Origin of the sequence: Affinundibacterium nitidum, from assembly GCF_014284155.1 — a bacterium.
Lineage (GTDB): Bacteria > Pseudomonadota > Gammaproteobacteria > Burkholderiales > Burkholderiaceae_D > Undibacterium > Undibacterium nitidum.
The window spans coordinates 242810-268208 of the sequence record NZ_JACOFZ010000003.1; the positions used below are offsets into that span (position 1 = coordinate 242810).

Annotated in this window: 22 protein-coding genes; 1 reads left to right on the plus strand and 21 read right to left on the minus strand. The window is 48.0% G+C overall.

Going from position 1 to position 25399, the window contains the following annotated elements; genetic code table 11:
- Positions 1–47: 47 nt before the first annotated feature.
- The 6 genes from H8K36_RS10925 to H8K36_RS10950 all read right to left on the minus strand — a co-directional run bounded on the left by H8K36_RS10925 (position 48) and on the right by H8K36_RS10950 (position 5531).
- Positions 48–1460 (minus strand): energy transducer TonB, encoded by a 1413-nt coding sequence (locus H8K36_RS10925; protein ID WP_186916451.1) that lies wholly within the window; start codon positions 1458–1460, stop codon positions 48–50.
- Positions 1457–2005, minus strand: a complete 549-nt coding sequence (locus H8K36_RS10930) for a hypothetical protein (protein WP_186916450.1) — start codon at positions 2003–2005, stop codon at positions 1457–1459. The genes H8K36_RS10925 and H8K36_RS10930 overlap by 4 nt, the downstream gene beginning before the upstream one ends.
- 286 nt (positions 2006–2291) lie before the next feature.
- Positions 2292–3473, minus strand: a complete 1182-nt coding sequence (locus H8K36_RS10935) for an acyltransferase family protein (protein WP_186916449.1) — start codon at positions 3471–3473, stop codon at positions 2292–2294.
- Positions 3470–4192, minus strand: coding sequence for an ABC transporter permease (locus H8K36_RS10940; RefSeq protein WP_186916448.1), 723 nt, complete (start codon positions 4190–4192; stop codon positions 3470–3472). Before H8K36_RS10940 ends, H8K36_RS10935 begins: the two co-directional genes overlap by 4 nt.
- A complete protein-coding gene (locus H8K36_RS10945) occupies positions 4189–5082 on the minus strand; it encodes an ABC transporter ATP-binding protein (protein ID WP_186916447.1) in 894 nt (297 codons plus the stop codon). The genes H8K36_RS10940 and H8K36_RS10945 overlap by 4 nt, the downstream gene beginning before the upstream one ends.
- Positions 5079–5531: a GntR family transcriptional regulator gene (locus tag H8K36_RS10950; protein ID WP_230404545.1), complete on the minus strand. Its 453-nt coding sequence runs from the start codon at positions 5529–5531 to the stop codon at positions 5079–5081. The genes H8K36_RS10945 and H8K36_RS10950 overlap by 4 nt, the downstream gene beginning before the upstream one ends.
- Positions 5532–6008: 477 nt before the next feature.
- Here H8K36_RS10950 and H8K36_RS10955 point away from each other — a divergent pair, with 477 nt between their 5' ends.
- Entirely contained in the window at positions 6009–6977 is a 969-nt protein-coding gene (locus H8K36_RS10955; RefSeq protein ID WP_186916446.1) for a dihydrodipicolinate synthase family protein, read from the plus strand.
- A gap of 160 nt (positions 6978–7137) precedes the next feature.
- Here the strand turns inward: H8K36_RS10955 and H8K36_RS10960 are convergent, their stop codons facing one another.
- The 15 genes from H8K36_RS10960 to H8K36_RS11030 all read right to left on the minus strand — a co-directional run bounded on the left by H8K36_RS10960 (position 7138) and on the right by H8K36_RS11030 (position 25242).
- Positions 7138–7281: a hypothetical protein gene (locus H8K36_RS10960; RefSeq protein WP_186916445.1), complete on the minus strand. Its 144-nt coding sequence runs from the start codon at positions 7279–7281 to the stop codon at positions 7138–7140.
- A 156-nt stretch (positions 7282–7437) separates the two neighbouring features.
- A complete protein-coding gene (locus H8K36_RS10965) occupies positions 7438–7893 on the minus strand; it encodes a hypothetical protein (RefSeq protein ID WP_186916444.1) in 456 nt (151 codons plus the stop codon).
- Between the two features lie 87 nt (positions 7894–7980).
- Positions 7981–9120 (minus strand): serine hydrolase domain-containing protein, encoded by a 1140-nt coding sequence (locus tag H8K36_RS10970; RefSeq protein ID WP_186916443.1) that lies wholly within the window; start codon positions 9118–9120, stop codon positions 7981–7983.
- 108 nt (positions 9121–9228) lie between these two features.
- Positions 9229–9606 (minus strand): hypothetical protein, encoded by a 378-nt coding sequence (locus H8K36_RS10975; RefSeq protein WP_186916442.1) that lies wholly within the window; start codon positions 9604–9606, stop codon positions 9229–9231.
- A 198-nt stretch (positions 9607–9804) separates the two neighbouring features.
- Positions 9805–10518 carry a hypothetical protein gene (locus tag H8K36_RS10980; RefSeq protein ID WP_186916441.1) on the minus strand — a complete coding sequence of 238 codons (714 nt, stop codon included), beginning with the start codon at positions 10516–10518 and terminating at the stop codon, positions 9805–9807.
- A 33-nt stretch (positions 10519–10551) separates the two neighbouring features.
- Complete coding sequence (locus H8K36_RS10985) at positions 10552–11055, minus strand: hypothetical protein (RefSeq protein WP_186916440.1); 504 nt, start codon at positions 11053–11055, stop codon at positions 10552–10554.
- A 61-nt stretch (positions 11056–11116) separates the two neighbouring features.
- Positions 11117–11767, minus strand: coding sequence for a DUF695 domain-containing protein (locus tag H8K36_RS10990; RefSeq protein WP_186916439.1), 651 nt, complete (start codon positions 11765–11767; stop codon positions 11117–11119).
- 100 nt (positions 11768–11867) lie between these two features.
- Positions 11868–12203, minus strand: a complete 336-nt coding sequence (locus tag H8K36_RS10995) for a type II toxin-antitoxin system RelE/ParE family toxin (RefSeq protein ID WP_186916438.1) — start codon at positions 12201–12203, stop codon at positions 11868–11870.
- Complete coding sequence (locus H8K36_RS11000) at positions 12200–12472, minus strand: type II toxin-antitoxin system Phd/YefM family antitoxin (protein WP_186916437.1); 273 nt, start codon at positions 12470–12472, stop codon at positions 12200–12202. The genes H8K36_RS10995 and H8K36_RS11000 overlap by 4 nt, the downstream gene beginning before the upstream one ends.
- A gap of 326 nt (positions 12473–12798) precedes the next feature.
- Positions 12799–17565: an NAD-glutamate dehydrogenase gene (locus H8K36_RS11005; protein ID WP_186916436.1), complete on the minus strand. Its 4767-nt coding sequence runs from the start codon at positions 17563–17565 to the stop codon at positions 12799–12801.
- A 389-nt stretch (positions 17566–17954) separates the two neighbouring features.
- Positions 17955–18224, minus strand: coding sequence for a TfoX/Sxy family DNA transformation protein (locus H8K36_RS11010; protein WP_186916435.1), 270 nt, complete (start codon positions 18222–18224; stop codon positions 17955–17957).
- Between the two features lie 196 nt (positions 18225–18420).
- Positions 18421–21525, minus strand: a complete 3105-nt coding sequence (locus H8K36_RS11015) for a TonB-dependent receptor (RefSeq protein WP_186916434.1) — start codon at positions 21523–21525, stop codon at positions 18421–18423.
- Positions 21526–22037: 512 nt separating this feature from the next.
- On the minus strand, positions 22038–22829 hold the full coding sequence (locus H8K36_RS11020) for a LytR/AlgR family response regulator transcription factor (protein WP_186916433.1): 792 nt from the start codon (positions 22827–22829) through the stop codon (positions 22038–22040).
- A 63-nt stretch (positions 22830–22892) separates the two neighbouring features.
- The gene (locus tag H8K36_RS11025; RefSeq protein ID WP_186916432.1) at positions 22893–24008 is read right to left on the minus strand and encodes a sensor histidine kinase; all 1116 of its coding nucleotides are present in this window, start codon (positions 24006–24008) and stop codon (positions 22893–22895) included.
- The gene (locus tag H8K36_RS11030; protein WP_186916431.1) at positions 24001–25242 is read right to left on the minus strand and encodes a histidine kinase; all 1242 of its coding nucleotides are present in this window, start codon (positions 25240–25242) and stop codon (positions 24001–24003) included. The genes H8K36_RS11025 and H8K36_RS11030 overlap by 8 nt, the downstream gene beginning before the upstream one ends.
- Positions 25243–25399 lie beyond the last annotated feature (157 nt).

A 25399-nucleotide genomic window follows, 5' to 3' on the forward strand; every position in this document is an offset into this window, starting at 1 on the left:
ATACCAAAGATGATGCGATCCCATTAGATATTGTTCCGTCTAACAGCTTACAGACTTTCTCTGAAGGCTTGTTTGTTACGATAATTCTCTAACGCAACTTGTAATAACTCTGTTGGCAATCCCAAAGACTTAGCATCGTTCAGTGCTTTTTCCTGCCACTGCATAGCATTCACAAAATCATCATTTTCAGCATAAACTGCCGCAAAGGTTCGATACAAGGTTTGCTTGTCTGCATAATCTCCAGCGATATCCTTCAAATACTTCAAGGCTAAGCCACCATCGCGCTGAGACTTATTTGGATGAGTAGAAAGTATCCACGCCAGTTTCAATTTCGCTTTCGCATTTACCGGTTGCTGCCCGCTTGCTGCGATGTTCAACCAGTACATTCCCTGTTCTTCATTCTTTTGTAAACGAGCACCGCTGATAAGTTCGACTGCTAAGAGATACTGCGCATCGATCAGACCTTTCGTGGCAGCCTTAGACAACCATGCGATGCTTTTCTCGGGCTCTGGGACACACATTTTTCCGTTGAGAATATTCTGTCCAAGAAAGAAGCTCGATACAACATGACCATTCTTCGCCGCTAACATATACCATTTATTTGGATTCTCATCCAATCCTTGTCGAGGTTTGAATTTGGTAAATGTCGGCAATATTTCAAGGAAGAATCCATAGGTGAATTGATCCATCGCATTTCCTGCCAAGGCCTTTTCTCTCTGTACCGAGAGCACCTTTTCAATCTGGGCTTCATCGTAGCCCATTCCTTCTATCGTAAACCTGAAGCTAACTTTATGACCGTGCGTTTCAACAGGGCGTCCGTTGATCAACGCAGGTTGATATTGCCATTGCCGAATGGAGTCCAGCACCACTTGCGAGAAAGCTTTATCGGAGCTCGAATTGACAACATGGTCTTTGGTACTACCGTCCTTCGCGATCGTCAGAAAAATGTCGACATGTCCAAGTCGTAGGTCGTTCAACATTTTCTTCGGATATTGTGGGTGTACTTGTTTCAACACCCGGACACTTTCTGGCCCCTCTTTTTCTTCGAGCAATACGGGGTTCAAACTCTCATCAATCGCTGCTGCGCTATATCTTTTTAAGAGACCTTGGTAGGCCTCATCGGCCTGGCGTTTTTGCTCCGCTGAGAAATTTTGGTAGATCTGACGATGTAAGCCTTTTTCTGCGTACTCCGGTGCCTGCGCTGCCAATGCTAGCCATGCATAAGCTTGGATCGGATCTTGTGCAACGAATTCGCCTCGGTAATACATCACACCCAAATTCAATTGCGATGCTGGGTCGCCAAACTTGGCCGCTTGTGAAAATTCGCGATGAGCTTTCTCAAACTCCCCCTTAGCGTAATACTGCAAACCAAGTTCAAAATCGGCTCGCGCCACCCCACTGACAAACACAAATGTCATCGCAAGCATCTTACACAAACGCATACTAAACTTTACTTTCATCGTTTCACTCCCATCGCGCGCTCGCGAACTTCTGCCAATTTAGAATATCCAAGCTCTTTCATTTGCACCGAGCCATTTTCGGTGGTCACATGTAATGTTCCAAAAGATAAATGAGGCTTTACCTGTATAGTCTCATCGCCGATGGAAACCCATGTCCTCATTTCTTCATCCCACTCAATGCGAACAGTGACATCCTTATTTCGGTCCAAAGCTTTGCTAAAGTATTTAAATGCAAACACATCACTTTCGGTTGAATACCGCAAGGAGGCATCTAAATCGTTCGAACAATCACAGCCTGTAAAAAGTAGCTGTATTGGCGCTTTCTCCCTTTCATTCGGTGTTTCTAGAGCAACTCGGAGATAGGTGCCTTTTACCAAGCGCATATTTACATCGATACGCCCGGGTTCACGAAAGAGCCGCATACGCCAATCCTGAATTTCTCCAAGATTGGTATTGAGTACTGGGTATGTACCGGTATTGGGTGTAACGCAGCCAGCGAGGGTCACAAATATGCAGCTTGTAAGAATTAGGAGCAAAGGTTTCATAGTCAGTGGTGAGCTCAACAGCCGTTGTCTTTTGAAAAATTGGGCATGAGTATCCTGTATTTTCAAAATTACCACAACCACTAGTGCCTCATCGCATTTGAAATCGGTGTGGCCTGGCTGTCATAATTGGAATGGATAAGCGATCTATTTCAAGTTTCATCGATAATTTGACATAAGGTCATAATGCTTCGCTTAGGCGGCTAGAATTTCCTATATTTACCGTTAATTCCGGAGAGGGATGGGAATCCCTAGTTTGGCTTTGCGAGGAAAGGTAAATAATGCGAGACTAAATTGCAGAGATAATCGCTCTTGAGCTATTTCCGTTCAAAAATCTCCCCAACAAACGCCCCCGTACAAATAGGTGATAGCTTAGAAACGCAATGGCCAATGTCGCACCGACTGAAAGGCTGAGCTTCACACTCCAATGCAAATGCACATCCATTAAGGGAATTTGAATGGCGAAGATTAGTGGTAAATGAACTAGGTACACCCAATAAGAAGCATCAGCGATATAACGCAAAAAGCCATGATGCGCGTCGAGCCAGCGTTGGCCGAAGAGGATGCACACGAGTGTCATCCAATATCCGGTATAGGCTTGTAACAGCACCAGAGTCATTTGCAAGAGGAAATCAGTTTTGGTCGCCGCTTTGTTTTGCAGAAGATAGAAAAACACCGCATATGCCAGTAGCGATAACAATAGCAATCTAGGCGCGTAGGGGCGCAGTTGATCTAAGAACCGCGCTTGATGAAATAGTCGAAAGCCGATCAGAAAATACGTTCCGTAAAACAGCAGAGCCCACCATTGGGGGAAGAAACTTTCCGGTGCTGGAAACGGTGCGGGTACGGCAAACAAAGCAGGCATGAGTGACAGCGGTACGAGGCAGGCCTTTTTCATTGGCGTCAACGCATCAAACCAAGCAACGAGCCCATTAAGATAGGTATGCCATTCCAAGGTCGACGCCACCCAAACCAGAATGCAAAAACACATCACATAGGGTAAAAACCATAGGTGCACGAGGGTGGGCGGTGCGGTCGGCGCTTGGGGGTTGTCCAACCAAGGCTTAATCATTTGCAGTAAGGGAGATAGATTCTGCACATCGGTAATTGCATAGCGAATGAGCCAGCTCATTGAGAAGTAGACGAGCGGCCAAAACACAATCAAAGGCAAGATGATGCGCATGAAGCGGTTCTTTAGCATGCCTCCTATCCCGCTTTTTTGCGCTAAGAGAGCGGCAAAGAAACCCGCCACCACAAAAAACAAGGGCATGCGAAATAAATGAAAGAACCAAGCAAACGCGTCTATGAGTAGCGATTGCCCCGCATCAGCAGTAGGCCAAAAAGGATGGGCTAAAACGCTGTAGGCCAGTGCGCCATGAAACACCACCCCCGTCAACATTGCTAGGGCGCGCAGATTGTCCATGTAATGAAAGCGTGCATTCGCTTCAGACATCTGCGCTGAGGTGTTCATAAGAAGGAATCCTTGCGGCGATAGACGCTACGCGCAAACGCAAGCGCCAACAACATGACGGTCAACTCTAGCGCAAAAATGCCCAAGGCTTCTTGACTCAACACGACCTCGTTGCTTTGAATATTTTTGCCGATGGCATCAATGGTGCCGATAAATACCATGAATGGACCAACGAAAGTCGAGACGGCAATTTGCACGAAAATATTCCAGCCCTCGGATTCCAGCACCAAAGCCGCACTCAGCGAAATGAAGTAATTTGTTGCCAAAAAACCGTAGATCAAGAAAGACCAAATCAAAATACCATCTGGCAAAGGCGTGAACAGCACTAAGAATGCCGTCCCCGCCAAGACGATGGTGAACGGCACAAGATAGAGCACCAGGTTAGCTAAAACTTTGCTCCAAAAGAAAGTCATGGGCGTCAGCGGTAGGCTCATCATGAAGGTCAAGGTGTGCTCCCTACGCTCATTGAGTAATGAACTTTGAATCGCAAACCCACCAACGCAAATCAAGAGCACCAACAAGATCATACCGCCCGCATAAAATGCCCAGGTCTTTGCCATACCGATGAGGGTTAGGCCAATCAGCAGCCCAATGACGTAAGCGGCAAACTGTTTTTGATACATCTGAAACTCTTTGAGAATGAGCCTCTTGATCATCTGTCTTATTTGCCCCGTTTCACTCGCATGGTTCGCATTGTTTTGATTTAGCGTGCTCATCATTTGTCTCCCGCGCGAACACTCGTCACGAAAATATCTTCTAAGTTCATCGGCTCTACTGCCTTCACCGTCAGGTTCATCTGCGCAAGGCGCGTCTCGAACACATCACCTGCGTTGCGCACCTTGAGTTCAATGATGGAACCGTTATTGCGCGCACTGATTACTTCGGGAATGTCTTTGAGCCCGTCCTGCCATGGTCCGTGGCAAATAATGCGGCGCCAACTGGACAAGAAAGTTTCCTTATCTTCGGATGCCACGAGTTTGCCTTTGTGAATAAAACTAATGGAATCGGAAAGCTGTTCGACATCGACCGTGTTATGCGATGAGAACAGCACACTGCGTGATTCGTCTCGCAATACATCGGCCAAAGCCTCAAGCACTTCAGCCCGCGCGACTGGGTCTAAACCTGTGGTGGGCTCATCGAGCAACAAGAGTTTCGGGCGGCGCGCAAGAATCAACAGCAAAGCAGCCTTCACTCTTTGTCCGTGGGAAAATCCACCTAACTTCTGTTGCGACTTCAGATCAAAACGCTTGAGTAATTGCGCTGCGTAGGTTTCATCCCACTCAGGAAAAATCCCCTGAATAAAATCCATATGCCAACGCAGCGTCTGCGTTTTGTATAAGCGCATGTCCTCAGAGGCATAACCAACATCCCGTTTCGCTGCCACCTGCGCCTCTGGTAAGCGATGACCACAAACGTCGACCTCACCCGCGTCGGCGCGAATCAAGCCCATGAGGATACGCATAATGGTAGATTTACCCGCACCATTAGCGCCCACCAAACCCATAATTTGCCCCGTAGGCAATTCCAAATCCAAGGGGTGCAGTGCAAAGTCAGCGTAGGTTTTCTCAACCGCGCGCAATGAAATGGCAAGATCAGTTTGCAAATTCATTTGATGGTCCTCGTCAAAGAAGGCTTGCTGCCATTGGTGTTCGCTGCTGTGCTAGGTGATGAAGTAGGAGCAGTGGCGGTCATGGCAGCACTCACATGCTCCACCACCTCTTTCTCACCCATGCCTAATTTGTGTGCAGCGCTCACCATACCCATGAGATGCGCATCGAATTCGTCCCGCACCAGTTGTTTAGCCAGATCCTGAGTCTCGGCAACGAAAGAACCTTTGCCTTGCCGAGTAACGATCACGCCTGCCCGTTCAAGTTCGAGATAAGCGCGTTTCACCGTGATCACACTCACGCTACTGGCGCTGGCTAGTTCACGTATCGAAGGCAAAGATTGGCCCGGACGCCAATCACCAGCCATTACCTTGGTAGTAATCTGCTCCATGATCTGTTCGTACATCGGCGTACTATCGTGATTGGAGAGAAAAAGTTTATCTGTGGTCATTTTTCGAAGCCTTGTTGATGTTCCGTGTTTAACTGAGCATATTAAGTATATACAGATAAATACAGGAGTCAAGCTTTATTGCGATTTGCTGATTTGCTGGTGTGGGGTTCCAAGCAAGAAACGATGGATTGAGAGCTGAGTAGGTGCGATTAGCTTGAATATTTCCATTACTCACGTTAATATATTAATGGTATATTTAAAGTGTATTGCCACCGGCACTCGAATTTCCTTTGCTTCTTGATTATTGGTAATGTCTTGAGTGGGGGCCTTTTGTTCAGCTGGCACTGATGCGGAAGAAAAAAGTGCGATCTTGATCGCAAACACGGCAGACCTTGGTCGCACAACTTCAACGGGCAGCACGCCGAGCAGCATGAGGGCGCAAGCCAATCAGCTGCGAGTTTCACCGAAGCTAGTTTCACTGTGATGACTTATTTGGCGCAATTGATACAGTAATGTTTTTAAAGAATAGGAAATGTAATGCAAACAGATCGTAAAGATTGGCGATATACAGTGATGCCGGCGGTTTTCACCTGGCTCAAAGAATCTGAATCCGGTGCGCTTGAAATTGACTTTGATGTTACGCGACAACAAGCAGCACATGTTTTGAAAGCGCAGGGTAAGGGCGGTAGCCGATTTGGTGGCCTAGTCGCTTCGGGTACGCTCGGTGAAAACAGTTATCTGACGCCTGAACAGCGCCTCGCTTTGCTGAAATCCCTTTCTGATATTGCTCAAGAATATGAAGTCCCTTTGATCAGTGGCGCTGCGGCTGAAACCAAAGAAGCGCTGGCGACAATCATTGAAGGACTTGCCGCAGTTGGCGTGAATACCGTCATGGTCATGCCGCCGAAAACGAAGGAAGCTCCTTCTGACGAAGAGATGTATGCGTACTTTGCGCTGGCGGCAGCAACAGCGAAAAAAGTAGGCGTCACAATTATGCCGTACAACAATCCTGATGCCGCTGGGTATCATGCACTGTCAATTGATCTGCTTAGAAGGCTAACTGCATTACCCGAAGTCGTCGCACTTAAAATATCGACGCTCGATGTGTCGATTATCGAAACGCTGATTGTAGGGAATAGTGCTGTAAAAGTTTTGGCAGGCGTTGATTCCGTCACTGTGCATGCAGGACTTGCTGGCGCATGCGGTGGCATTACAGGTGTCGGCACCATCTTCCCCAAAGCAAGTATCACGATGCAAGAGCATGTATTAAAAGGCGAATGGGCTGAGGCCAACAAAATTTCTCAGGCGCTCAATTCCATCTCCTATCTCGATGCGCAGCCCTTGCTGTTGGAATACCTGAAGTTCGCCATGGGCATTCATCACAATGATCCCGAAGGCGGGCTCCGTACCTACGGTAAGAAATTAACGCAACCGGAAATCGATGATGTCCGCGCAAGATATCTACTTGCGAAAGAGAGACTGGAACGCTTAGGTTTGGCGGACTGATTGTTTCAAGCAGCAGGCTTACGCAAGATTGTGCTAGCGCGAGCCTGACTTTGAATTTTTGGGTCAAAAAATTCAGAGAAATTCAAAAGACACCCATTTTCAGAAGCGATTGAAAACTTGCTTTTGGGAGTGGAGGTTAACAGTGATTTCTTGCGTACGATTACGCTTTGCTAATCGTACCTACTGAGCTACCGGGCTGGTCACTTGAGAAATGGAACTTGACCGTCGAGGAAGCGAATTTCAAACCGCTCACCGCATTCATTTGCACGGCTGCGTAGGTGCGATTAGCAAAGCGTAATCGCACGCATGCGTCAAATTTTGGGGCGAACTTAAGCGGGACGGAATGTGGTGTTTGTTTTGGGATGAGTGTGAGGGATGGGGAACGAAAACTTACATTCGTACGATTACGCTTCGCTAATCGTACCTACTGGACTGGGCTGGATATCGCGTGAATCCTCTATCATTTAACGGATTTAGCCTTCTCCAGTATTTGCGTATATTTTTGTTCGGTTTCTTCAACCAATTGATCCACGTCTAGCGCACCTAACTTCACGACAAATTGTTCGCAGAATGGCTTTGCTTCACGTTTCCTCAAAGAGTCTAACATCAAAGTTTTTATTTTATTTAACGAAGATAGGTCTTCAAGTGATACTGGCTTATGGGCGTTCTCATCCGCTGATAACTTCATTATCCTTGGTTGGAGTGCCGCACGAAGGCGTACTTCCAACTTCTTGTTCTCCTCTTTCAATCTTGACGAAAGCTCAGGCACGGCACTTGCGCAGTACTCGGAGATCAGATCTGGCACAAATGTCACCGACTTTTCGAAATACTCAATTTGCGTCACAGCACGTTGCCCATGTGAAGACATCACCGGAACAAAAAGTAAGATTGCCAAACCAAAATTTTTAACACGCATTAAATTAATCTTTCTATCGAGTCTTCGAAGTGCATGAAAGCATACAAGAAATCAAAACAAGAGGAGTATAGCCCCAAGAGAGGGTGATCAATTATTGGGCAAAACCACAACACCAACTGCCAGCTCCGCCATCTTCACCAATCTGCGATAAGCATCCTGATTATCCGATGCACCTGCCACGGCAACTCCCGTTGCGGGTGCATAATAGGCTACCGTGCCCCAATAGCCGCTGTGCCAGTAATAATCTTGCCCATTCACGGTTTTCACAAACACGCCGAGTCGATAGGTATCTGCCCCTTTGTGCGTGCCACGCCACAACATTTCTTTGAGAGTTTCGGGATGTTTAAACAGCTTGCCTTCAAACAGTGCGCCGGTGAGGGTAGCGAGATCGCGTGTGGACATGGCGAGCCCGCCACCGCCATACAAGTCTATGCTTGCATCCAATTTGCTGGCTTCAAAGTCGCCAATAAACTGCCGTGCGCGAGGTGCTGCAGTGCTGGGCTGCTCTTCCATAATCTCCCACCAGGTTGAGCGCAAGTGATAACTGTCGAGTTGCAGTTGTTCGCGCACTGCCTTGCCCAAAGACTGACCGGTGATACGTTCAATGATATCGCCGATTAAGATATAGCCCGTATCGGAATAGTGAAACGCCGTGCCCGTTGCAGACAAGGGACGCCCCCAAGTCACAGCGAGACGTACCAAGTCTTCGCGAGTCCAGCGCCGTTCTGGCTGCGAGAGAATCAGCCCTAGATAACGATCATCAGCCGCATGATCGTAAATGCCAGCGCTATGGCTCAAAAGCTGCCTCACCGTGATGCGGGCCGTGTCATAACCACCGCTTTGCAGAAGTTGATCAATGGCTGGTGTGAGCAACGGGCCAATCGCAGCATCGAGATCGATTCGCTTGTCTTCCCACAATCTCAACACGGTCGCAGCAACAAAAGTCTTAGTGTTGCTAGCAACACGCACTGGCGTATCCACATCGAGCGTAGCGCCCGTTGAAGATTTGCCTTGGCCTACCAATGCGAGCGGTTGTGCCATGTTCTTACAAGTGACGAACAAGGCGATGGGTCTGTGGTCTGATTGCACTGCGGTTTGTAGAAACTCTGCGCTAGGCATTTGCGCCTTTGCGGCCGTTGCGATGGTGGCACACATGCACAAAGCAAACTGCAGAACCAAGGCGGCTGAATACCCCCGAAACTGAATGGCTCTTGTGTAGGCATGCATGCTAAGTCTCCGTCTTTCGAATATTGGTGTAACTGGCGGTTTAGTTTATCGTAGAAGACACGCGCTTCACATAGCTTCTTCCAATTTGTCCGAGGCAGAAAAAATGCTTCACCTAGGGTGCCAGGTTTGGGTGATGATCAATTGATTTCCATCCGGACTGATGAATGTATTCTTATTGCACAGCTTGCGGAATGAATTTGAGAATGTCGCGCAAAACGGGGTTGCTTGTTTTGGCGCTGGGATTGGCTTCGACTCACCGACCACAACTTCGTACACCACATCATATTGTTCACCGATGAGAAAGTAGCATTTCCCGCTCGAAGAAGCCTCACACTGAAGCAAGAGCTGTCCTTCAGCAAGCACTGGTTCCACTTTGATCGCAATACTGCCGGGAATATGATTAACGAGCGTAATACATCCGCCGAGCGAGGCAAGCAACGCGACGGAAAACGATACAAGAATCTGCTTCTTAAAAAATACGGGCATTTAATCGATCTAAAAAGTTGAAGTGCAATTCACGTACAACTATTCTTAGTTGCCTCATGAAAGTGCTCAATTATAGCTAGCAACTAGAACAGAGAGATAAATCTAGGGCACGCATTTCGAGAAGCTAGAATAAGGTAGCTTTTTAAGTTGGGTGTTTTGTGAATTTTCTGACCCCGCTCTTTTCAAAATATGAGTATCTTATTTGGTGGCCTGGCCTTTTTTTGGTCTAGGCTTCTGTAATAATTTAACTTCAATAGAGAGCTCCGAATCGTTCGACAGTTCGTCAAATGTATCGATTAACTGTTGTCCAGTTAACACACGCTTCAGCGCACGTAACATTAAAATTCGACTTGGACCATTATGCTTATTTCTTAGCAACTGAAGTAGCGCCTCTTTGGTTTCGTTTGTAGTAGACGCTGCCAAAGTACAAGCTAAAGCATCTTTGAGACCCAACTCGTACACACCTGTATCGCCAGGTGCCACGAAACCTTTTCCCGTCTTGGCCTCTAAATATATGGTTTCGATCATTTTCCAGGCGGCGATTACCTCTGGTTCAGGTACGGCCAAACATCTTGCTATCGTCGATCTGACCACGTCTGAATACGGCAGTTGCAAGTGCCTCAACAAAATTGGTATCGCCGTTGGGTATGGGGTCGATCTCCCTATCAGTTCACCGACAGATTCAACTTCTATTCCAGCATCACGTAATTCATTCAAAATAGGCAAAGCTTCGATGCGAGTTCGCTCAATACTTTGCTGGCGATCTTCCTCCCTTGCTAGATTAATTTCACGATATCTCCTTTTTTCGTCATCAGTCAGTTTTATTCTCAAGAACTCCTGGACTGTAAGAGATTCAATTTCATCGTTAGTTAAAGGCGGTCTAGTATCAACTCTCACTTTGCTAGTATTCATTTAAGTTGGGGGTCTTGTGAATTGTTCGAAAATTTAGGATGGGCGCCCAATGGTTTGCTTGGATTCTTCGGTTTTATGGGTGTCGGACGACTTTTTAATCGGTGCCCAATACCAAACGCCGCGCTCATTCTTTATCTTTCCAATATTGAGTTGGATTCGTCGCAACTCCTTATTATGCTGAGAGGGCAAACTCGGGTTAAAACTAAGATGAAACGCGCATGGATACTCTTGATCCTGCATCGCTATTGCTACTTCCTGTGAGGTTATGTAGCCCTCCCAAAATATTCGCTTTAAACTAATTTCGCTAATTTGTACCTGTTCATTATCTAGTTTAATTTGCCGCATCGCCTTACCATCATAAAAATATTGACGGACCCTTGTCGGAAAATGAGAGTCTTTTCGAAAGTTACAATCTTTGCTTTCCGAATCCATACTTTGTATGTACAAAGAACCACCTTTAAATGGCGGAGCTGTCGCATTTATTTCAAACGAAATCGCTAGGAAAAAGATAATGGTCATTGAAAGACACTTTTTCATAATTATTTCATTTATAAATTAAAAAACATCAATGGACACCCATCTCATAAAAGAAATGGAGCTACTTAATCTGAATTTTCGCGGCATATGACCAAGATTCGTCGACTTCTTCACTGACCTCCCAAACGCCAAAGCTACCAGAAGCAGAACGCAGTGCCGGCAGATGATCAGAAAGTTTGATTTCTGAATTTAGCCTTTTGCAGTAAAACAAAAATTGGTGAAACCCATCTGAAGTGATAGCCCCGACGTAAAGACAGTCCTCTATTTGCGCCCCTTCGATCAGAGCATCCTCGTAGCGAGATATCCGTTGTGCTTCCTCAGAATTAGGCAAACGATGAGATCCTTCAGAATCAAATATCAGACCTAGTCTAACCATGATCGGATATTGAAGTTGCACATCTCGTGACGGCAACTCAGCGAGTCTCTTTACGATAAACCTCTCGTCGTCAATGACAAATGATGACTCAACCAAATTACCCACTACTTTTGAAGTAGTTCGCATAACCGTATTGTCTTGGACTGTTGCATGTGCATCGCCATTCGCGGGCGGGAATTGCACCAGTCCTATATGATTTCGTGGCTCGAAAAATTCATTGCGATATTCTGCACCTATCGATTCTGGAGCAATCGAGGCAAAAGAAAAAACGAACAGAAAGACGAGAGTACGTAATCGGAAAGTACGCAAAGTGTAGTGGAATGCAAAGTGAGCCATCAGATATTTCATTCTATTGCTTTTCAAACTAGGTGCATTGGAGTGGACACCCACACCAAACGCACACCAAACCAATCAGTTAAAAGTCGAAAGTCAGCGATTACCCTCGAAACAATCGCTTTTGTAGAAACGCCTCGAAATCTTGGCGCTCGGTGCAGATGAGGTACACGTAGATGTGTTGGCGATGCTTGTCGATTTCGTATACCACCTTATTCTTTTTGAGCACTACCATTTGCCGCCAGTTCAGCATGCCTAGTTCTACAAGCTCTGGCATCGGGGTGCCTAGGAGTGGGTTTTCCTCTAACATCAGAATCTTTGTTTTGATTTCAATGTAGAGTTCATTGGCAAGCTTCTCTGAAAAATGGTGCTTGATGTATGAGTGGATGTCCCGCACATCCCGCTCCGCATCATCCAGCATATACACGGTGTAGCTCACTTCAGAATTTCCTTATCCATACGTTTAAAAACCTCACGCGCTGGCTTAAATTTTCCTTTCTCAATTTGCCCACGACCAAGCGCCAAAAGCTTGAGCAAGGCCATCGTATTTTTTGACTCTTCATAACTTTTGATGTCTTGAATGACGCAGGTTGCTTCGCCATTTTGGGTAATGATGAGCGGCTCGCGTGTTTCAGTCATCTCTGAAATGGCCTTTGCTGCATTGTCTTTAAAATAGCTAATCGGTTTTACTTGTTCGGATAGTCGCATGGCATACCTCACTGGCGCGGATTGATTGAAGTCAGTTTAAAGTCTTAATTTAGACCTGTCAATCAAGCTTTTTTCACAAGAAGTTGAAGGAGCCGCACTCGACTTCCCCTAATTCAGTAGACATTTAATAATGTCAAAACCTGAAAAGGAAGTACATCATGACAAACTGAATACTCATTTCAAATTCACTCCAGAAATCAAAATGAACGCCAGTTGAATCTACGAAACCGGAGTCAGTTCTAAAATTAATGCATCTTGCTCCTGAAAGTCGATAAAGAAATGGGCGCAAATCTGCGCCCATTTCTTTTACCTACATTTCAAAACCATCAAGCCAAACTACGCAACTCCCTAAGCGCCACAGACACAGGCGCCAAATCCGCTCCTTGCGTCGTAATCGTCGTCAACAATTGATTCAGCTTAAAGATCGCTTGCTCATGTTGTGCGCGCCATGTGGCGAGTGCTTCTTTGCGTGATAGCAGGCTGCGCGTGACTTGGCTGGCGATGGAGTAGACGTCGTCGCGGGCGCTGCCGCGGGCTTGTGTTTGCCATAGCGTGTCGGTTGGCAGGCGATTGATTTGATCGCGCCAGCCGGTGAGGCTGAGTTCTGCGTCTACGCCGAAGTAGGCGCGGGCTGTGGTTTCCAAATCGCTGCCTGTGCTTTGGGCGAGGTCGACCAAATCTAAGGCTGGGAAGATGAATTCCAAGGCGGCTAAGTTTTCAGCTAAGCCTGCTTCTACCCCTGCGTCGCTCAAAGCTTTGCTGGCTTCTTGCAAGCTGGCGTAGGCCGCTGCTGGTAACCATGCTGCCAAGTTGGCGCGCAGTTCACGTGCGCTTGGTTGGTAGCGTTGGATCAGCGTTGGCAAGTCTGCATTCGCTGTGCGGGCGCGCAGCATCCAGCGTGAGGCACGTTGGGCGATGGCGGTGAGCTTGGTTAACAAGTCTAACTGCAACTTGGCGTCGACTTTGTAATCAAGCGCATCGATTTGATCCCACAGCGCTTCTAAGTCAAAAATTTCGCGTGCCAAAGTGAAGGCGCGAATCACATCGGCGGCTGATGCGGCAGCCTCCGTCGCGATGAAGTTGACGAAGGTAGCGCCAGTGCGATTGACCACGGTGTTGGTAATGAAGGTAGCGATGATTTCGCGCTTCAATTGGTGGTTAGAAATCGCTTCTGGGAACTTCTCTGACAACACTTTCGGGAAGTAGGCTTTCAGTGCACGGCTAAAGAACGGGTCGTCTGGTAAGTTAGACGCCACCAATTCATCAAACACCGCCATCTTCGCGTAGGCCAAGACCACTGCGTTTTCTGGTGCGGTGAGGCCTTGCTTATGCGCTTTGCGGCGGGCGATTTCTTCGTCGGATGGTAAGAACTCAATCGCACGGTTCAAGCGGCTTTGGCGCTCTAAGGATTGCATCAAACGTTGCTGGCCGTCGAGTACATATAGCGGACGGTGGCAAGCGATGTCGAGTGCTTGTGATTGATAGTAGTTGTCAGTCAAAACTAAGTGGCCGACTTCATCTGTCATCGAGGCCAACAAGTCATTACGTTGTTTGAGCGTGAGGTCACCGGCTTCCGTAATCGCGCCCACCAAGATCTTGATATTGACTTCGTGATCTGAGCAATCGACACCGGCGGAGTTATCAATCGCGTCGGTGTAGATGCGGCCACCTTTTTGTGCGAACTCGATACGGCCGTTTTGTGTGCAACCTAAGTTACCGCCTTCTGCCAAGACTTTGCAGCGCAGCTCGTTACCGTTAACGCGGAATGCATCGCCCGCCTTATCGCCGACTTGCGCATGCGTTTCATACGTGGCTTTGACGTAAGTGCCGATACCACCGTTGTACAAGAGGTCAACTGGCGCTTGCAAAATCACTTTGAGTAATTCGACTGGCGTTAAGTCCGCGGTTTCAATGCCCAATACTGCACGTGCTTCTGGGCTTAATGAAATCGACTTCGCTGTACGTGGGTAGACGCCACCGCCTTTGGAGATCAAGCTCTTATCGTAATCATCCCAGCTAGAGCGCGGCAAGTTGAACAAGCGTTGGCGTTCTGCGTAAGACTTCGCGACGTCCGGTGATGGGTCGATGAAAATATGACGATGGTCAAACGCGGCCACCAATTTGATTTGCTCAGACAAGAGCATACCGTTACCAAACACGTCGCCCGACATATCGCCGATACCGGCTACGGTGAAAGGTGTGGTTTGCGTATTGTGACCGAATGAACGGAAATGACGTTTAACCGATTCCCATGCACCGCGTGCCGTGATACCCATTTTCTTGTGGTCGTAACCAACTGAGCCACCCGATGCAAACGCATCGCCGAGCCAGAAGCCGTAATCGGCTGAGACGCCGTTAGCGATATCAGAGAAGGTTGCTGTACCTTTGTCTGCAGCCACCACCAAATAAGGATCATCTGGATCATGACGCACCACTTTGGTTGGTGGTACTACTGCACCTTTGACGATGTTGTCCGTGACGTCCAGCAAGCCAGACAAGAAGATCTTGTAGCATGCCACGCCTTCAGCTTGATAGGCTTCACGATCTGTCATCGGTGGCGCATTCTTCAAGACGAAACCGCCTTTAGAGCCCACTGGCACGATGACGGTGTTTTTAACTTGCTGCGCTTTGACCAAACCGAGAATTTCAGTACGGAAGTCTTCACGACGATCAGACCAACGCAAACCACCGCGAGCGACTTTACCGCCGCGCAAATGCACACCTTCGACACGTGGTGAGTAGACCCAGATTTCAAACAGCGGTTTTGGTTCTGGCACGCCTGGCACTTCACGCGGATTGAGTTTAAAACTCATATACGGTTTGAAGTTGCCGTTGGCATCGGTTTGCCACAGGTTAGTACGCAGTGTGGCTACGATAGTGGCGATGAATTGGCGCAAGATGCGGTCTTCATCCAAACTTGCTACTTGGCTCATCGCCGCTTCGAGTTGTTCGCGGATGTGTTTTTGAGCTGCATCGCGGTCACCAACGAAGTCTGGCTTGAAACGTGCGCCAAACAATTCTGCGATCAATTGCGTGATGCCATTATTTTTGTTCAATGCCGCTTCAATGTAAGTTTGGCTGTAAGCAAAACCAAGCTGTTTGAAGTAGCGTGAGCAAGCACGCAAGACTACGATGGAACGTGCGTCGAGTGCGGTGTTCAAGACCAAGCGGTTCAAATCATCGCTTTCAACTTCGCCGCGCCATGCCATTTTGAACAAATCTTCGAAGCGTACTTTGACCGCGGCGAGATCGGTTTCTGCTGGCAATTGCAAACCGAGATCATGAATCCACAAAGCCGTGTCACCAATCGCTACGCGGTAGGGATGTTCGTCAAGAACACGTGCGCCCATGTGTTCCAACACCGGCAAGGAATCAGACAAGGCCACTTTAGAGAGGTTGTAAATCTTAAAGCGCAACAAGCCTGCACTGGCGTCGAGTGGGCGATACAACTTCACCGCCAATGGCGAAGCGTCGGACAAACCCGCGAGGATATCGGCATCTTCTGCACCGGCTTGTGGTGAGAAGTCTTCGCGATACACATTCGGGAAAGCATTGGCAAAGCGCGTCGCCAAATCAAGGCCACGGCCTTCACCATGCGTGCGCAAGAGCTCGGTGCTGCAATCATCTTCCCAACGTTGCGCTAATTTAGCAATGCGGGCTTCGAGTGCGCTGACGTTCACATTGGTGCTCATTGGAGCATCGGCCTTAGCGCGCACCAAGTAGTGAATACGAGCGAGTGGGCTGTCGGTCAACATCGGTGTGAATTCGATCGATTGGCCGTCTAAAGCCGCCATCAATTCGCTACTGATCTTGACGCGCAATTCGGTGTTGTAACGATCACGTGGCACAAAGACCTGCGCAGAAGTGAAACGACCAAACGGATCGCGACGCAAGAACAAACGTACACGCTGACGTTCTTGCAAGCGCAAAATACCAATCGCGTGATCAGTCAAAGTAGCGGTATCGACTTGCAAGAGTTCGTCACGTGGATAGTCATCCAAGATGGATTGCAGCGCTTTTGCTGCATGGCTTTCTGGTACCACGCCCGCCGCGTTCATCACCGCTGCCGTACGTTGGCGCACTTGTGGGATTTCGCTGACTGCAGCGGAATAAGCGGTTGAGGTGTACAGACCTAAGAAGCGGGATTCACCGACGACTTCACCGGCATCGTTAAAACGTTTCACGGCGATGTAATCAAGCCAGGCTGGGCGATGCACGGTGGCGCGCGTCATGGCTTTGGTGACCAATACCGTTTGTTCAGAATCGATCAAGGCCACAACTTCAGGTGGCAACATGGTTTCGTTCGTTTGTACTTTGCCGCGCAAAATACCGAGGCCAGAATCTGGCAAGGCCACCAAGCTCACTTGATTGCCATTGCGTTTGAGTTCGTAATCACGTGCACCCAAGAAGGTGAAGTGACGGTCTTCTAACCACTTCAAGAAGGCGATGCCTTCGCCATGGCTTTCTTGTGACTTTGCGAATTTTTCTGAAGCGGCAGTCAAGGACTTCACGCGGCTTAACATAGCCTGCCAATCCTCAACGGCGGCGCGTACATCAGCTAATACGCGTTGTAATTCTTCGATCAAAGCTTGTTGATCAGCGGCGCTGACGATGCGATCACATTCGACCAAGATTAAAGATTCAACTGGGTCATTGCGGCCTGCGGCTGTTGCAGCGGCTACGGTGCTGGCGTTATCGACGGTGCCATCGGCATTACGCGCCACGCTCATCAAAGGATGAACGATCCAGTGCGCCGTACGGCCAGTTTTGTTGATCGCCATGGTGACGGAATCGACCAAGAAAGGCATGTTGTCATTGACGATTTGCACGACCGTGTGTTCGCTGACAAAGCCATCTTCAGCCAAGCTCGGGTTAAATACGCGAATCTTCGGCGTTTTTGGTGCGCGTTGGGAATCTAATAAACGCCAATGCGCATTGGCTAAAGCAAACAAATTCGCCGCACCGCGCGCCGTGATCTCGTCAGGGTCGGTGTTTTCAAAGTAAGCTGCAATAAAGCCGCCTTGACGTTTGCTGGTAGCGCTGGAATGTTCTTGGGCATATGCCATTAATTCGGCAAAGTGGGATGAGGTCATGCTTGGGATCCTTAGCTTGGTTTATTTCAGGTTTTGCGCCCTCCATATTCCGCCATCAACAGGGATTTGATCGCGGACGGTTTTCTAAGGTCTAGCTGCCGACAGAAGAAAAGACGCAAATTCTAAAGTTTAAGAAATGCTATTTCTCTATTTTCGTTGTAGTAGTGCAAGTATCCACTATTCCCTAGGGAAAGACAAACTTCCACGACCAAAACCATACAAGGAATGAGGGTAGAAATACCACTTCTTAAGATGTTCGAGAGTGTAATCGCAAGCGGGCTAACACCAGTCGATATATCAACTCACTTTTGTGATGGCGCAAAGCCTGGGTTTTGTGTGCGGCGGTCGGGGTGAACAGCGAGGCTTGTTTTGGTGTGCACTGCACAAAATTAGCGTTTAGGCGCCAGGCCCATTTCTTCGAGCTTGAGGAGGATTTCGGTACGACGCTGCTGCTTAATTTCTTGCCAATGGCATTGCTCATGCGCGCCCAAAATGGCGTACAACATATTCAAACTCACACGCGAGTCTGCTTGTTTAAGTTGGGCATAGAGTTGATAGGGGTCGATCGCCAAGAATTGTTCTGCCGTGTGTATGCCTAGCGCTGCCAACATGGCGCTCGATTTGGGCCCTAAGCCACACAAAGTATTGATGCTTGCCATCGGCCACTTTCCTTCACACATTCAAGATACTGATCTCAACACCCATTTCTCTCTATAAGGCATCGGCGTCCATTTTTGTCGCTAGCATCTTTAAAAAAAAGAGGTGGCCGAGGCCACCTCAAAATACTCCCTTTGGATACTGCGAGTGATCAAACTCTTTACAGTGTTCTCACACGATAAGGTGTGAGGATTTTACTTAGAACTTGTGGTTGTACTCCACACGTAACTTCATCGTACGAGCTGGTGCATATTGACGTACTTCGCCGTAGTTTGAAACTATAGCACCGTCGCCACCATCGTAAGTCTCTTGGCGTGTTAATGCCATTTGCTGATTGAAGACATTGAATACGTCGAAACCAATCACAATGCCTTTCAATGACGCAGGTTTATACGTCAAGCTCAAGTCCAAACGAGATTCAGTTGGCATGCGACCTAAGCTGCCACGCGGTGCAGGCTTACCGTTACACCAGAAATACACGGCACCGTAACCGCCCGTTCCCCACTCTGGACCATTCACGTTTTTCAAACCAGCTTCTGCGTCAAGATCTGTACCTTGGCAAGTTTTTGGACGACCCGATTGAACCAGCAAGTTGCCGCCGAGTGACCATTCCTTGTTAAATTCGTAGAAGCCGAATGCTTTGATGGCGTGCGTACGATCGTTCGGCAAGACACCACGTGTGAACGCCATGAACTCAGGGAAGTCCCAGTTCGCTGTCGTTGAAACGTCTTGTTGACCGGTATCGGAATTGGTTTGACCTTCCATATTGCCCGAGCTACGTGACCATGTGTAGTTCAGCTTGCCGTACCAACCGTTGGTGAGTGGATGTTCAGCAAAGAGATCGATCGCTGCGTATTTACGTTCTGCTTTCGGGAAGTCCATTTCCTTCGCAGTGAAAGTCACATAACGACCATTACCTGTCGCTAGACCTTGCGCATTATGGCTTTCTACCCAAATCGTGGCATCGCTACCTGGGTTGAAGATGAAACAGTTCAAGTAACCGGTCGGATTACCTTCTTGTTTCAAGCCGACTTTCTTGGAATAAGCGGCGATCACACGTGTATCACAGTTATCGTCGATACCAGCACCTAAGTTACGGTAGGTGAATTTCGCACCCACATTGAGTTCACGGCTCATTGCGCGCTCTAAACCAAGCGTAAATTCGTCTTGGTAGTTAGGTTTCAAACCTTTTGCGACAACGGAACGTGGGTCTTTCGCTTGTCCGATTTCACCGTCTGGAGTACCGACCGCATTAATCGCACGTAAGCCCAATGGCTGACCATTGCTATCCACACCGGTATAGGTGAAGTCTTGGCGCGTTAAAGTAGAACGACTTGCCGCACGTGCGGATACTCGCGTTGGCATTTGCAGGAAGTAACGACCCGCGCTACCAAACACCTTCATCGTCGAGTCACCGTTCACATCCCATGAAGCAGACAAACGTGGTGCTAATTGATTTTTCATATCGACGAATTTTTCACCATCGCCATTGGTATTGCTATATTGATCGCTGCGCAAACCAGCGACGATCAAGAGATTCTTCGTGGCTTGATAGCGGTCTTCAAAGTACTGCGCTGTTTGTTGTGAACCCGCTTGCGTCAAGCTTGAAAAGATACTTTCCGTCACGTAGTAACCACGTGTGCCGTAGCCACCATAGTTCGCAACAATCGCAGGGCGGCTGATCGACAAGTTAGTCGGTACGTTTTCACTGCCGATAGGTACGCGGTTGTAAGTCCATGTACCACCACCGGATGTCTGCACACCAACGTTAGATGAAGCGAGGTCAACGCGATCGATACCCGCACGGAAAGTATGTTCGTTCCATTTGTATTCCAAATCTAGACGATAAGACTTTACATCATCGTCACCAGGACGCGTCAAATTGCCGCCGTACTTCACTTTATTAACGTAATTAGCCGGATCAATTTCAGGAACACGTGTACGCGCAGAAGAGACTACGGAATGCACCGTGCCGTTCGGATCACCATCAAAATAGCTGACGCCGCGCTTCGCTTTCAGTTGCCCAACTAAAGCTGTCAAGGTCAAGGCATCTGTTAATTGGCCCGTGTATTTCAAGGCGTTGGAGTCCGCACCGGTAGAACCGAAATTCTTAGAATTCGTTTCCGAATACTTGACCGCATTGTGCGCACCCGTTGCCACATCGTAGCCGTAGCGACCATTTCTCGCGGTCGTGTTGTCGCCAATGGATGTCCACTCAAGACGATGATCGTCGGAGATATTCCAATCAAACTTAGCAAGATAACGTGTGGTTTCCGTACGCGTACTTAGCCAACCATCACGCGCCAAGGTATTGCTGGTCAAATCATTGACAACGCCACCGTCGGTCAGATTTTTTTCAACTGCAGCAAACATAAACAATTTGTCTTGCACCAATGGCCCACCAACGTAACCACCGTATTGCGTGACCTTGTTGTAGCTCACGTCATTTCTGAAGTGCAAAGTGCCATCCAAATGATCATCACTACCTGTCTGAGGGAAGTAGATGTTACGTGGCTTAGAACGCAAACTATTTGGCGTAATGCTATAGGAAGCACCTGTCTCCCAGTTATTGGTACCGCTCTTGGTCGTGATATTCAAGACGCCACCGATCGAGCGACCAAACTCAGCACCAAAACCACCGGTGATCACTGAAGTTTGAGAGATTGCGCCCCAAGGTAATTGCGTCGAACCAATTTGTGACAAAGGATTCGTTACTGGCAAACCGTTGATGTAGTAGGCATTTTCTGAAACACCACCACCACCAAAGCTGGCAACGTTACCGTAAGCGGCATCGCCACGTGTCGTGTTCGGCGCCAACAATACAATCGCGGTCAAGTTTGTTTGCATTGGCAACTTCGCCAATTCTTTCGCTGTGAAGATCGCGCCGTTATTGGTATTCGATACGTCGATCTTAGAACGTGTCGCAGAGACAGTAATTTGCTGCACACTAGATGCGGCGAAAGACGCTTCCACACCTTGGCCGATAATCATATCGAGCTCTTGTGTGCCGACGACTTTACCGTCGCGCATCAACTCCACTTTGTAATGACCCACAGGCAATGCAGTGACTGTGTAGCGACCAGCGGCATCCAAATTGATGTTACGTTTCAAGCCGGTGTCGGTATTCAAAATTTGAACATTCGCGCCTGCTGGTGAACCGACGTTACCGTAAATGGTACCGGTCGCATTGGATTGCGCGTACGCATTTTCCACTGTCGCGAGGCCAACAACACCTACTCCAAACGCCAGCACCAAGGCATGGGCGATGAATTTTTTCTTGAACACTCTGTTCTTATTTAACATGATTTCCCTTATGTAGTTTAGTTGCCTATTGCATGAAAGAGATTTCTGCACAAGCGACTGTTCGGCAGTTGTGCATCGGTCTCCCGAAGAGAATCTGTATTCGGCGCAACGAATGTGGAACGAGCTAACTTTGATCGCTGTGCCACAAACGGTTTTGTTGATTGGAATTGCATTGCCTGACGAGGCAATATCCGAGTCCGCGCTTTTTTATACATCCCATTTTCTCCTCAGTTCACTTCAGTCACGTGCGCAAAAAGCGCAGTGAAGAAAGCGGAATCTTGAATTACTGCAGTTGCTTGCCATGCGTGTATGACTTAGGCGAGTTCAGCAAACAAATGATTCCGTGAGGATGACTTTGACAGGGTGTTTTGATTTGAACTAGATTGCGGGGATCAAGTGCGCAAGATTTGTGATGAGATCTGATCGCGAGGGATGAACGCGGATTTACCTGTGATGAATCCGCGTTTCTGTTGTTTTACAGATGATGTCGAACGATGCTGCCACTCCATCACTTACTGCGAAAATTTCTGTTTGACTGCTTTCAAGTAACTTTCACTGATGCGAACCTGATCGCCATTTAATAGAAGTGCGAAATAGGTACCATCACTACCAATTTCTAAACTACGTATTGCTCCAATACGCACAATTGCTGTTCGATGTACGCGAATGAATTCTTGTTTATCGAGACGTTCTTCCATGGCAGACAAAGTCGTTCTATGCAAGACCACACGCTGATGCAAATGAATTTCGACGTAGTTTGCTGCCGTGCTCAGCCAAAGCACTTCATGCACTTCAATACGTTCAATTCTGCCCATTGAGCGCACCACGACGTGGCTTAGCAACGGTTTTTCAGCACCCGATTGTTCGGCATCGTGCTCGCGGAAGAAGTCTTGCAATGCGCCTCCCTGCGCCAACTGTTGCTTCATTTGCAGACTATTTTCAGCACGTGCCAGCATCGCAGCAAAGCGTTCGTCGTCATAGGGTTTCAACAGATAATCGAGTGCAAACACCTCAAAAGCGCTGACCGCATGTTTGTTATAGGCGGTGATAAAAACGATCAAAGGCGGATTGGCGGTGCGACTTAACTCGCGCGCGAAATCGAGGCCAGACTGCACTGGCATTTCGATATCGAGCAACAATAGATCAATGGACTCGCTATTTAAGATGGCACGTGCTTGCGCGCTGGAATGGCAACTCGCCACCAATTGCCACTGCGGGTGTTGGCTTAAAACGTATTGCATATTCGTGAGTGCAGGCAGTTCGTCGTCGACGATCAAGACTTTATAGGTTTTATTTTCAGACATCAGTGTGACTCCATTAACTTCACTTGCTTTTCATTTGATTTTGACTTGGTTCAATCGCTCTGCTTATTGCGAATCGTCAGGGAAAATTATTTCCGCCATAAAACGATCAGGCAAACTTTGGGTATTCACACTGGCCTCGCGACCAAAGAAAATATCTAATCGCTCACGCGTGCTACTCAAACCTAAGCCATGACCATGCTTTGCCTTACTCCCTGCCAATAGCGGGTTCGCTATACGGAAATGGACCAAGCCCAGACGCACATACAAATCGATTTGTATCACGCAATTTTCTTGATGGTTTTCGACACCATGGTGTATCGCATTCTCAACCAGCGGCTGAAACAACAGCGGAGCGCAGGGAATTTTCTCCCAGTCACGGTCTTGAATTTCCCATTCAATGTGCAAACGCTTGCCAAAACGCAGCGACTGCATATCGAGATAATCTCGTACGAATTTCAATTCGTCTGCAACACTCAACCACTCGTACTTACCGGAGTTCACCACATAGCGCAAAAGACCATTAAGCTGATTTAAAGCGTTGCCAGCAAGATGGCGGTCTTCGCCTCGTACTAGGGCAGTGATACTGTTCAATGCGTTAAACAAAAAGTGAGGCTTCAATTGCCCTTGCAATAAATGCAGCCGAAGTTCTAAGCCCAAGCTGCGCGATAATTCGATCTCTTGCTCTTTGGCTCGAGCCCGTCGCCAAGCTGCAAAACTGGCCTGCGTACTAAATGCTAATAAAATTAAGCAAAAGTCCACCCACAAAATGAAAGGTGAAACCCTATCCCATTCTTGCGAAAGGTCGGCTACCACACCACGATCAAAGTAAGTAGTGATCATAATTTTGTTGACCGTGAGTATCGGTAAGAAGGCAACACAACTAAGCAAGGCCAGCAGCGCGAGTAGTTTCGCTTGTAGCATCAACTCAAGCTTGCGCCAAAACAGCCACGCCAATAAACAATTTAAGAGCGACAAGGGCAAAAACACTAAACAGTACTCGAGCGCCAACATGGCTTGCGGCTGCCCATAATGCACGCTGCCACTATCAAGTGCGCCCGCTATCGCATGCGTGATCGCAACAAACATCCAAATCAAGAACGAAAAGCTCATCAATGCCGAAAATGAGACTGGTTCGACAATATGCTTTTCCAGCAGGCTATCCTTCTCCCAGCTATTCATCGCCACGCTCCTGTGCTGGGAAGGAAACAAACACCATCAAATGGCGACCCTGTTCATTCAGAATCACACGTTCATCACATTGCCCGGCGTCGGCGAATGTAAGACGTATGCGCTCTTGCACCTCGTCAAACGCACTGGCACTGGCCCGAATCGAGGCTATCTCGGTAGACACCTGAATACTAAAGCGTACTTGTTGATCCACCTGTTCACAGCGCAGAACAAACCGTTGTGGTTCGTGGAATAGTGTGCTGACATGGGCGCGTACCGTCGCATCAAGCAAAGGTAAAAACAGCATCGGTGGGCACGCATATTCTGACCATAGACGCGGCTCAAGCTGCCACTCCACTTGGAGATGGTCGCCAAATCGCAAACTCTGCAGACTCAAGTAATCTCGCAAGACGTTCAACTCATCATCGACACTGCGCCATTCTTCCTCCGCCGCTTCCAACACATGGCGTAGTAATTCTGAAAGACGCGCGAGCGCTTTAGTCGCCAACTGTGAATCTGCTTTCGTCACTAGCTCGGTGATGTCTTCTAAAGAACTCAACAGAAAATAGGGCTCTAATTGCCCTTGCAACTGCTGCAAACGTAGCTGCAAATAATGCTGGCGTGCGGCTTGCGCTTCAGCGAAACGGCGCTGATTTTTACGCCAAAATGCGTAGGCCAATTGCACTGAGTAGGCAAAATTAATCAGCACCATATTCAGCCACAAGGACATCGGTGAAATAGCATCAGTGACGGCGCCCCAGCTGATCATCGCCATATCGCGTCGTGCAACGATATAAAAACCTTCAAACAAGAAATTAAGCGGCAAGAATACCAACATCAGCCAGAAAAAGATCGCAAACATGGCGCGGGCTCGCAGCGCTTCATCCAGATATTTCTCAAAATGAATGGCCAAATAACAGCTCATCAACATTTTCGGTGAGAGCCAAATCAGAAACAAATAGATCTGCGTAGAGATCGTTGCCTTGACACCCAAAACGCGCAGATCAAAGAAATTCGCCACCGCAGCTAGGGTGGCAAATAAGAACCAGATTGCACAGACAGAAAGTATGATCTTGAAAGACTTAACAAGTCCCAAGGGGGCCCCGGACGACGCGCCCGTGTCTGAACGATTTAACTTGGCACCAGCAAAAGACATGTAAATGGGAAATAGAGAGATCGACGGTTGAGCATCAAGAATGACAGTAAAGCCCAAACTTGACGAGCGCACTGGGACTAAGTCATTCAAAATAGGGACAAAACTCGATGCACTTAGTGCACAACACTCACAAATGTGGAGAGGCGCGCAGACACATCTTGCTGCCTATTATGCAGCTTTATACTACGAGCAGCAATCAAGAAAAAAGGCACTACCCGCTGGAGGTAATGCCTTTTGATGTCGTGGA

Coding starts and splice junctions, on each gene's coding strand:
- H8K36_RS10925 (WP_186916451.1), bottom strand. CDS start 1,460: ATGAAAGTAAAGTTTAGTATGCGTTTGTGTAAGATGCTTGCGATGACA.
- H8K36_RS10930 (WP_186916450.1), bottom strand. CDS start 2,005: ATGAAACCTTTGCTCCTAATTCTTACAAGCTGCATATTTGTGACCCTC.
- H8K36_RS10935 (WP_186916449.1), bottom strand. CDS start 3,473: ATGAACACCTCAGCGCAGATGTCTGAAGCGAATGCACGCTTTCATTAC.
- H8K36_RS10940 (WP_186916448.1), bottom strand. CDS start 4,192: ATGATGAGCACGCTAAATCAAAACAATGCGAACCATGCGAGTGAAACG.
- H8K36_RS10945 (WP_186916447.1), bottom strand. CDS start 5,082: ATGAATTTGCAAACTGATCTTGCCATTTCATTGCGCGCGGTTGAGAAA.
- H8K36_RS10950 (WP_230404545.1), bottom strand. CDS start 5,531: ATGACCACAGATAAACTTTTTCTCTCCAATCACGATAGTACGCCGATG.
- H8K36_RS10955 (WP_186916446.1), top strand. CDS start 6,009: ATGCAAACAGATCGTAAAGATTGGCGATATACAGTGATGCCGGCGGTT.
- H8K36_RS10965 (WP_186916444.1), bottom strand. CDS start 7,893: ATGCGTGTTAAAAATTTTGGTTTGGCAATCTTACTTTTTGTTCCGGTG.
- H8K36_RS10970 (WP_186916443.1), bottom strand. CDS start 9,120: ATGCATGCCTACACAAGAGCCATTCAGTTTCGGGGGTATTCAGCCGCC.
- H8K36_RS10975 (WP_186916442.1), bottom strand. CDS start 9,606: ATGCCCGTATTTTTTAAGAAGCAGATTCTTGTATCGTTTTCCGTCGCG.
- H8K36_RS10980 (WP_186916441.1), bottom strand. CDS start 10,518: ATGAATACTAGCAAAGTGAGAGTTGATACTAGACCGCCTTTAACTAAC.
- H8K36_RS10985 (WP_186916440.1), bottom strand. CDS start 11,055: ATGAAAAAGTGTCTTTCAATGACCATTATCTTTTTCCTAGCGATTTCG.
- H8K36_RS10990 (WP_186916439.1), bottom strand. CDS start 11,767: ATGGCTCACTTTGCATTCCACTACACTTTGCGTACTTTCCGATTACGT.
- H8K36_RS11000 (WP_186916437.1), bottom strand. CDS start 12,472: ATGCGACTATCCGAACAAGTAAAACCGATTAGCTATTTTAAAGACAAT.
- H8K36_RS11005 (WP_186916436.1), bottom strand. CDS start 17,565: ATGACCTCATCCCACTTTGCCGAATTAATGGCATATGCCCAAGAACAT.
- H8K36_RS11010 (WP_186916435.1), bottom strand. CDS start 18,224: ATGGCAAGCATCAATACTTTGTGTGGCTTAGGGCCCAAATCGAGCGCC.
- H8K36_RS11015 (WP_186916434.1), bottom strand. CDS start 21,525: ATGTTAAATAAGAACAGAGTGTTCAAGAAAAAATTCATCGCCCATGCC.
- H8K36_RS11020 (WP_186916433.1), bottom strand. CDS start 22,829: ATGTCTGAAAATAAAACCTATAAAGTCTTGATCGTCGACGACGAACTG.
- H8K36_RS11025 (WP_186916432.1), bottom strand. CDS start 24,008: ATGAATAGCTGGGAGAAGGATAGCCTGCTGGAAAAGCATATTGTCGAA.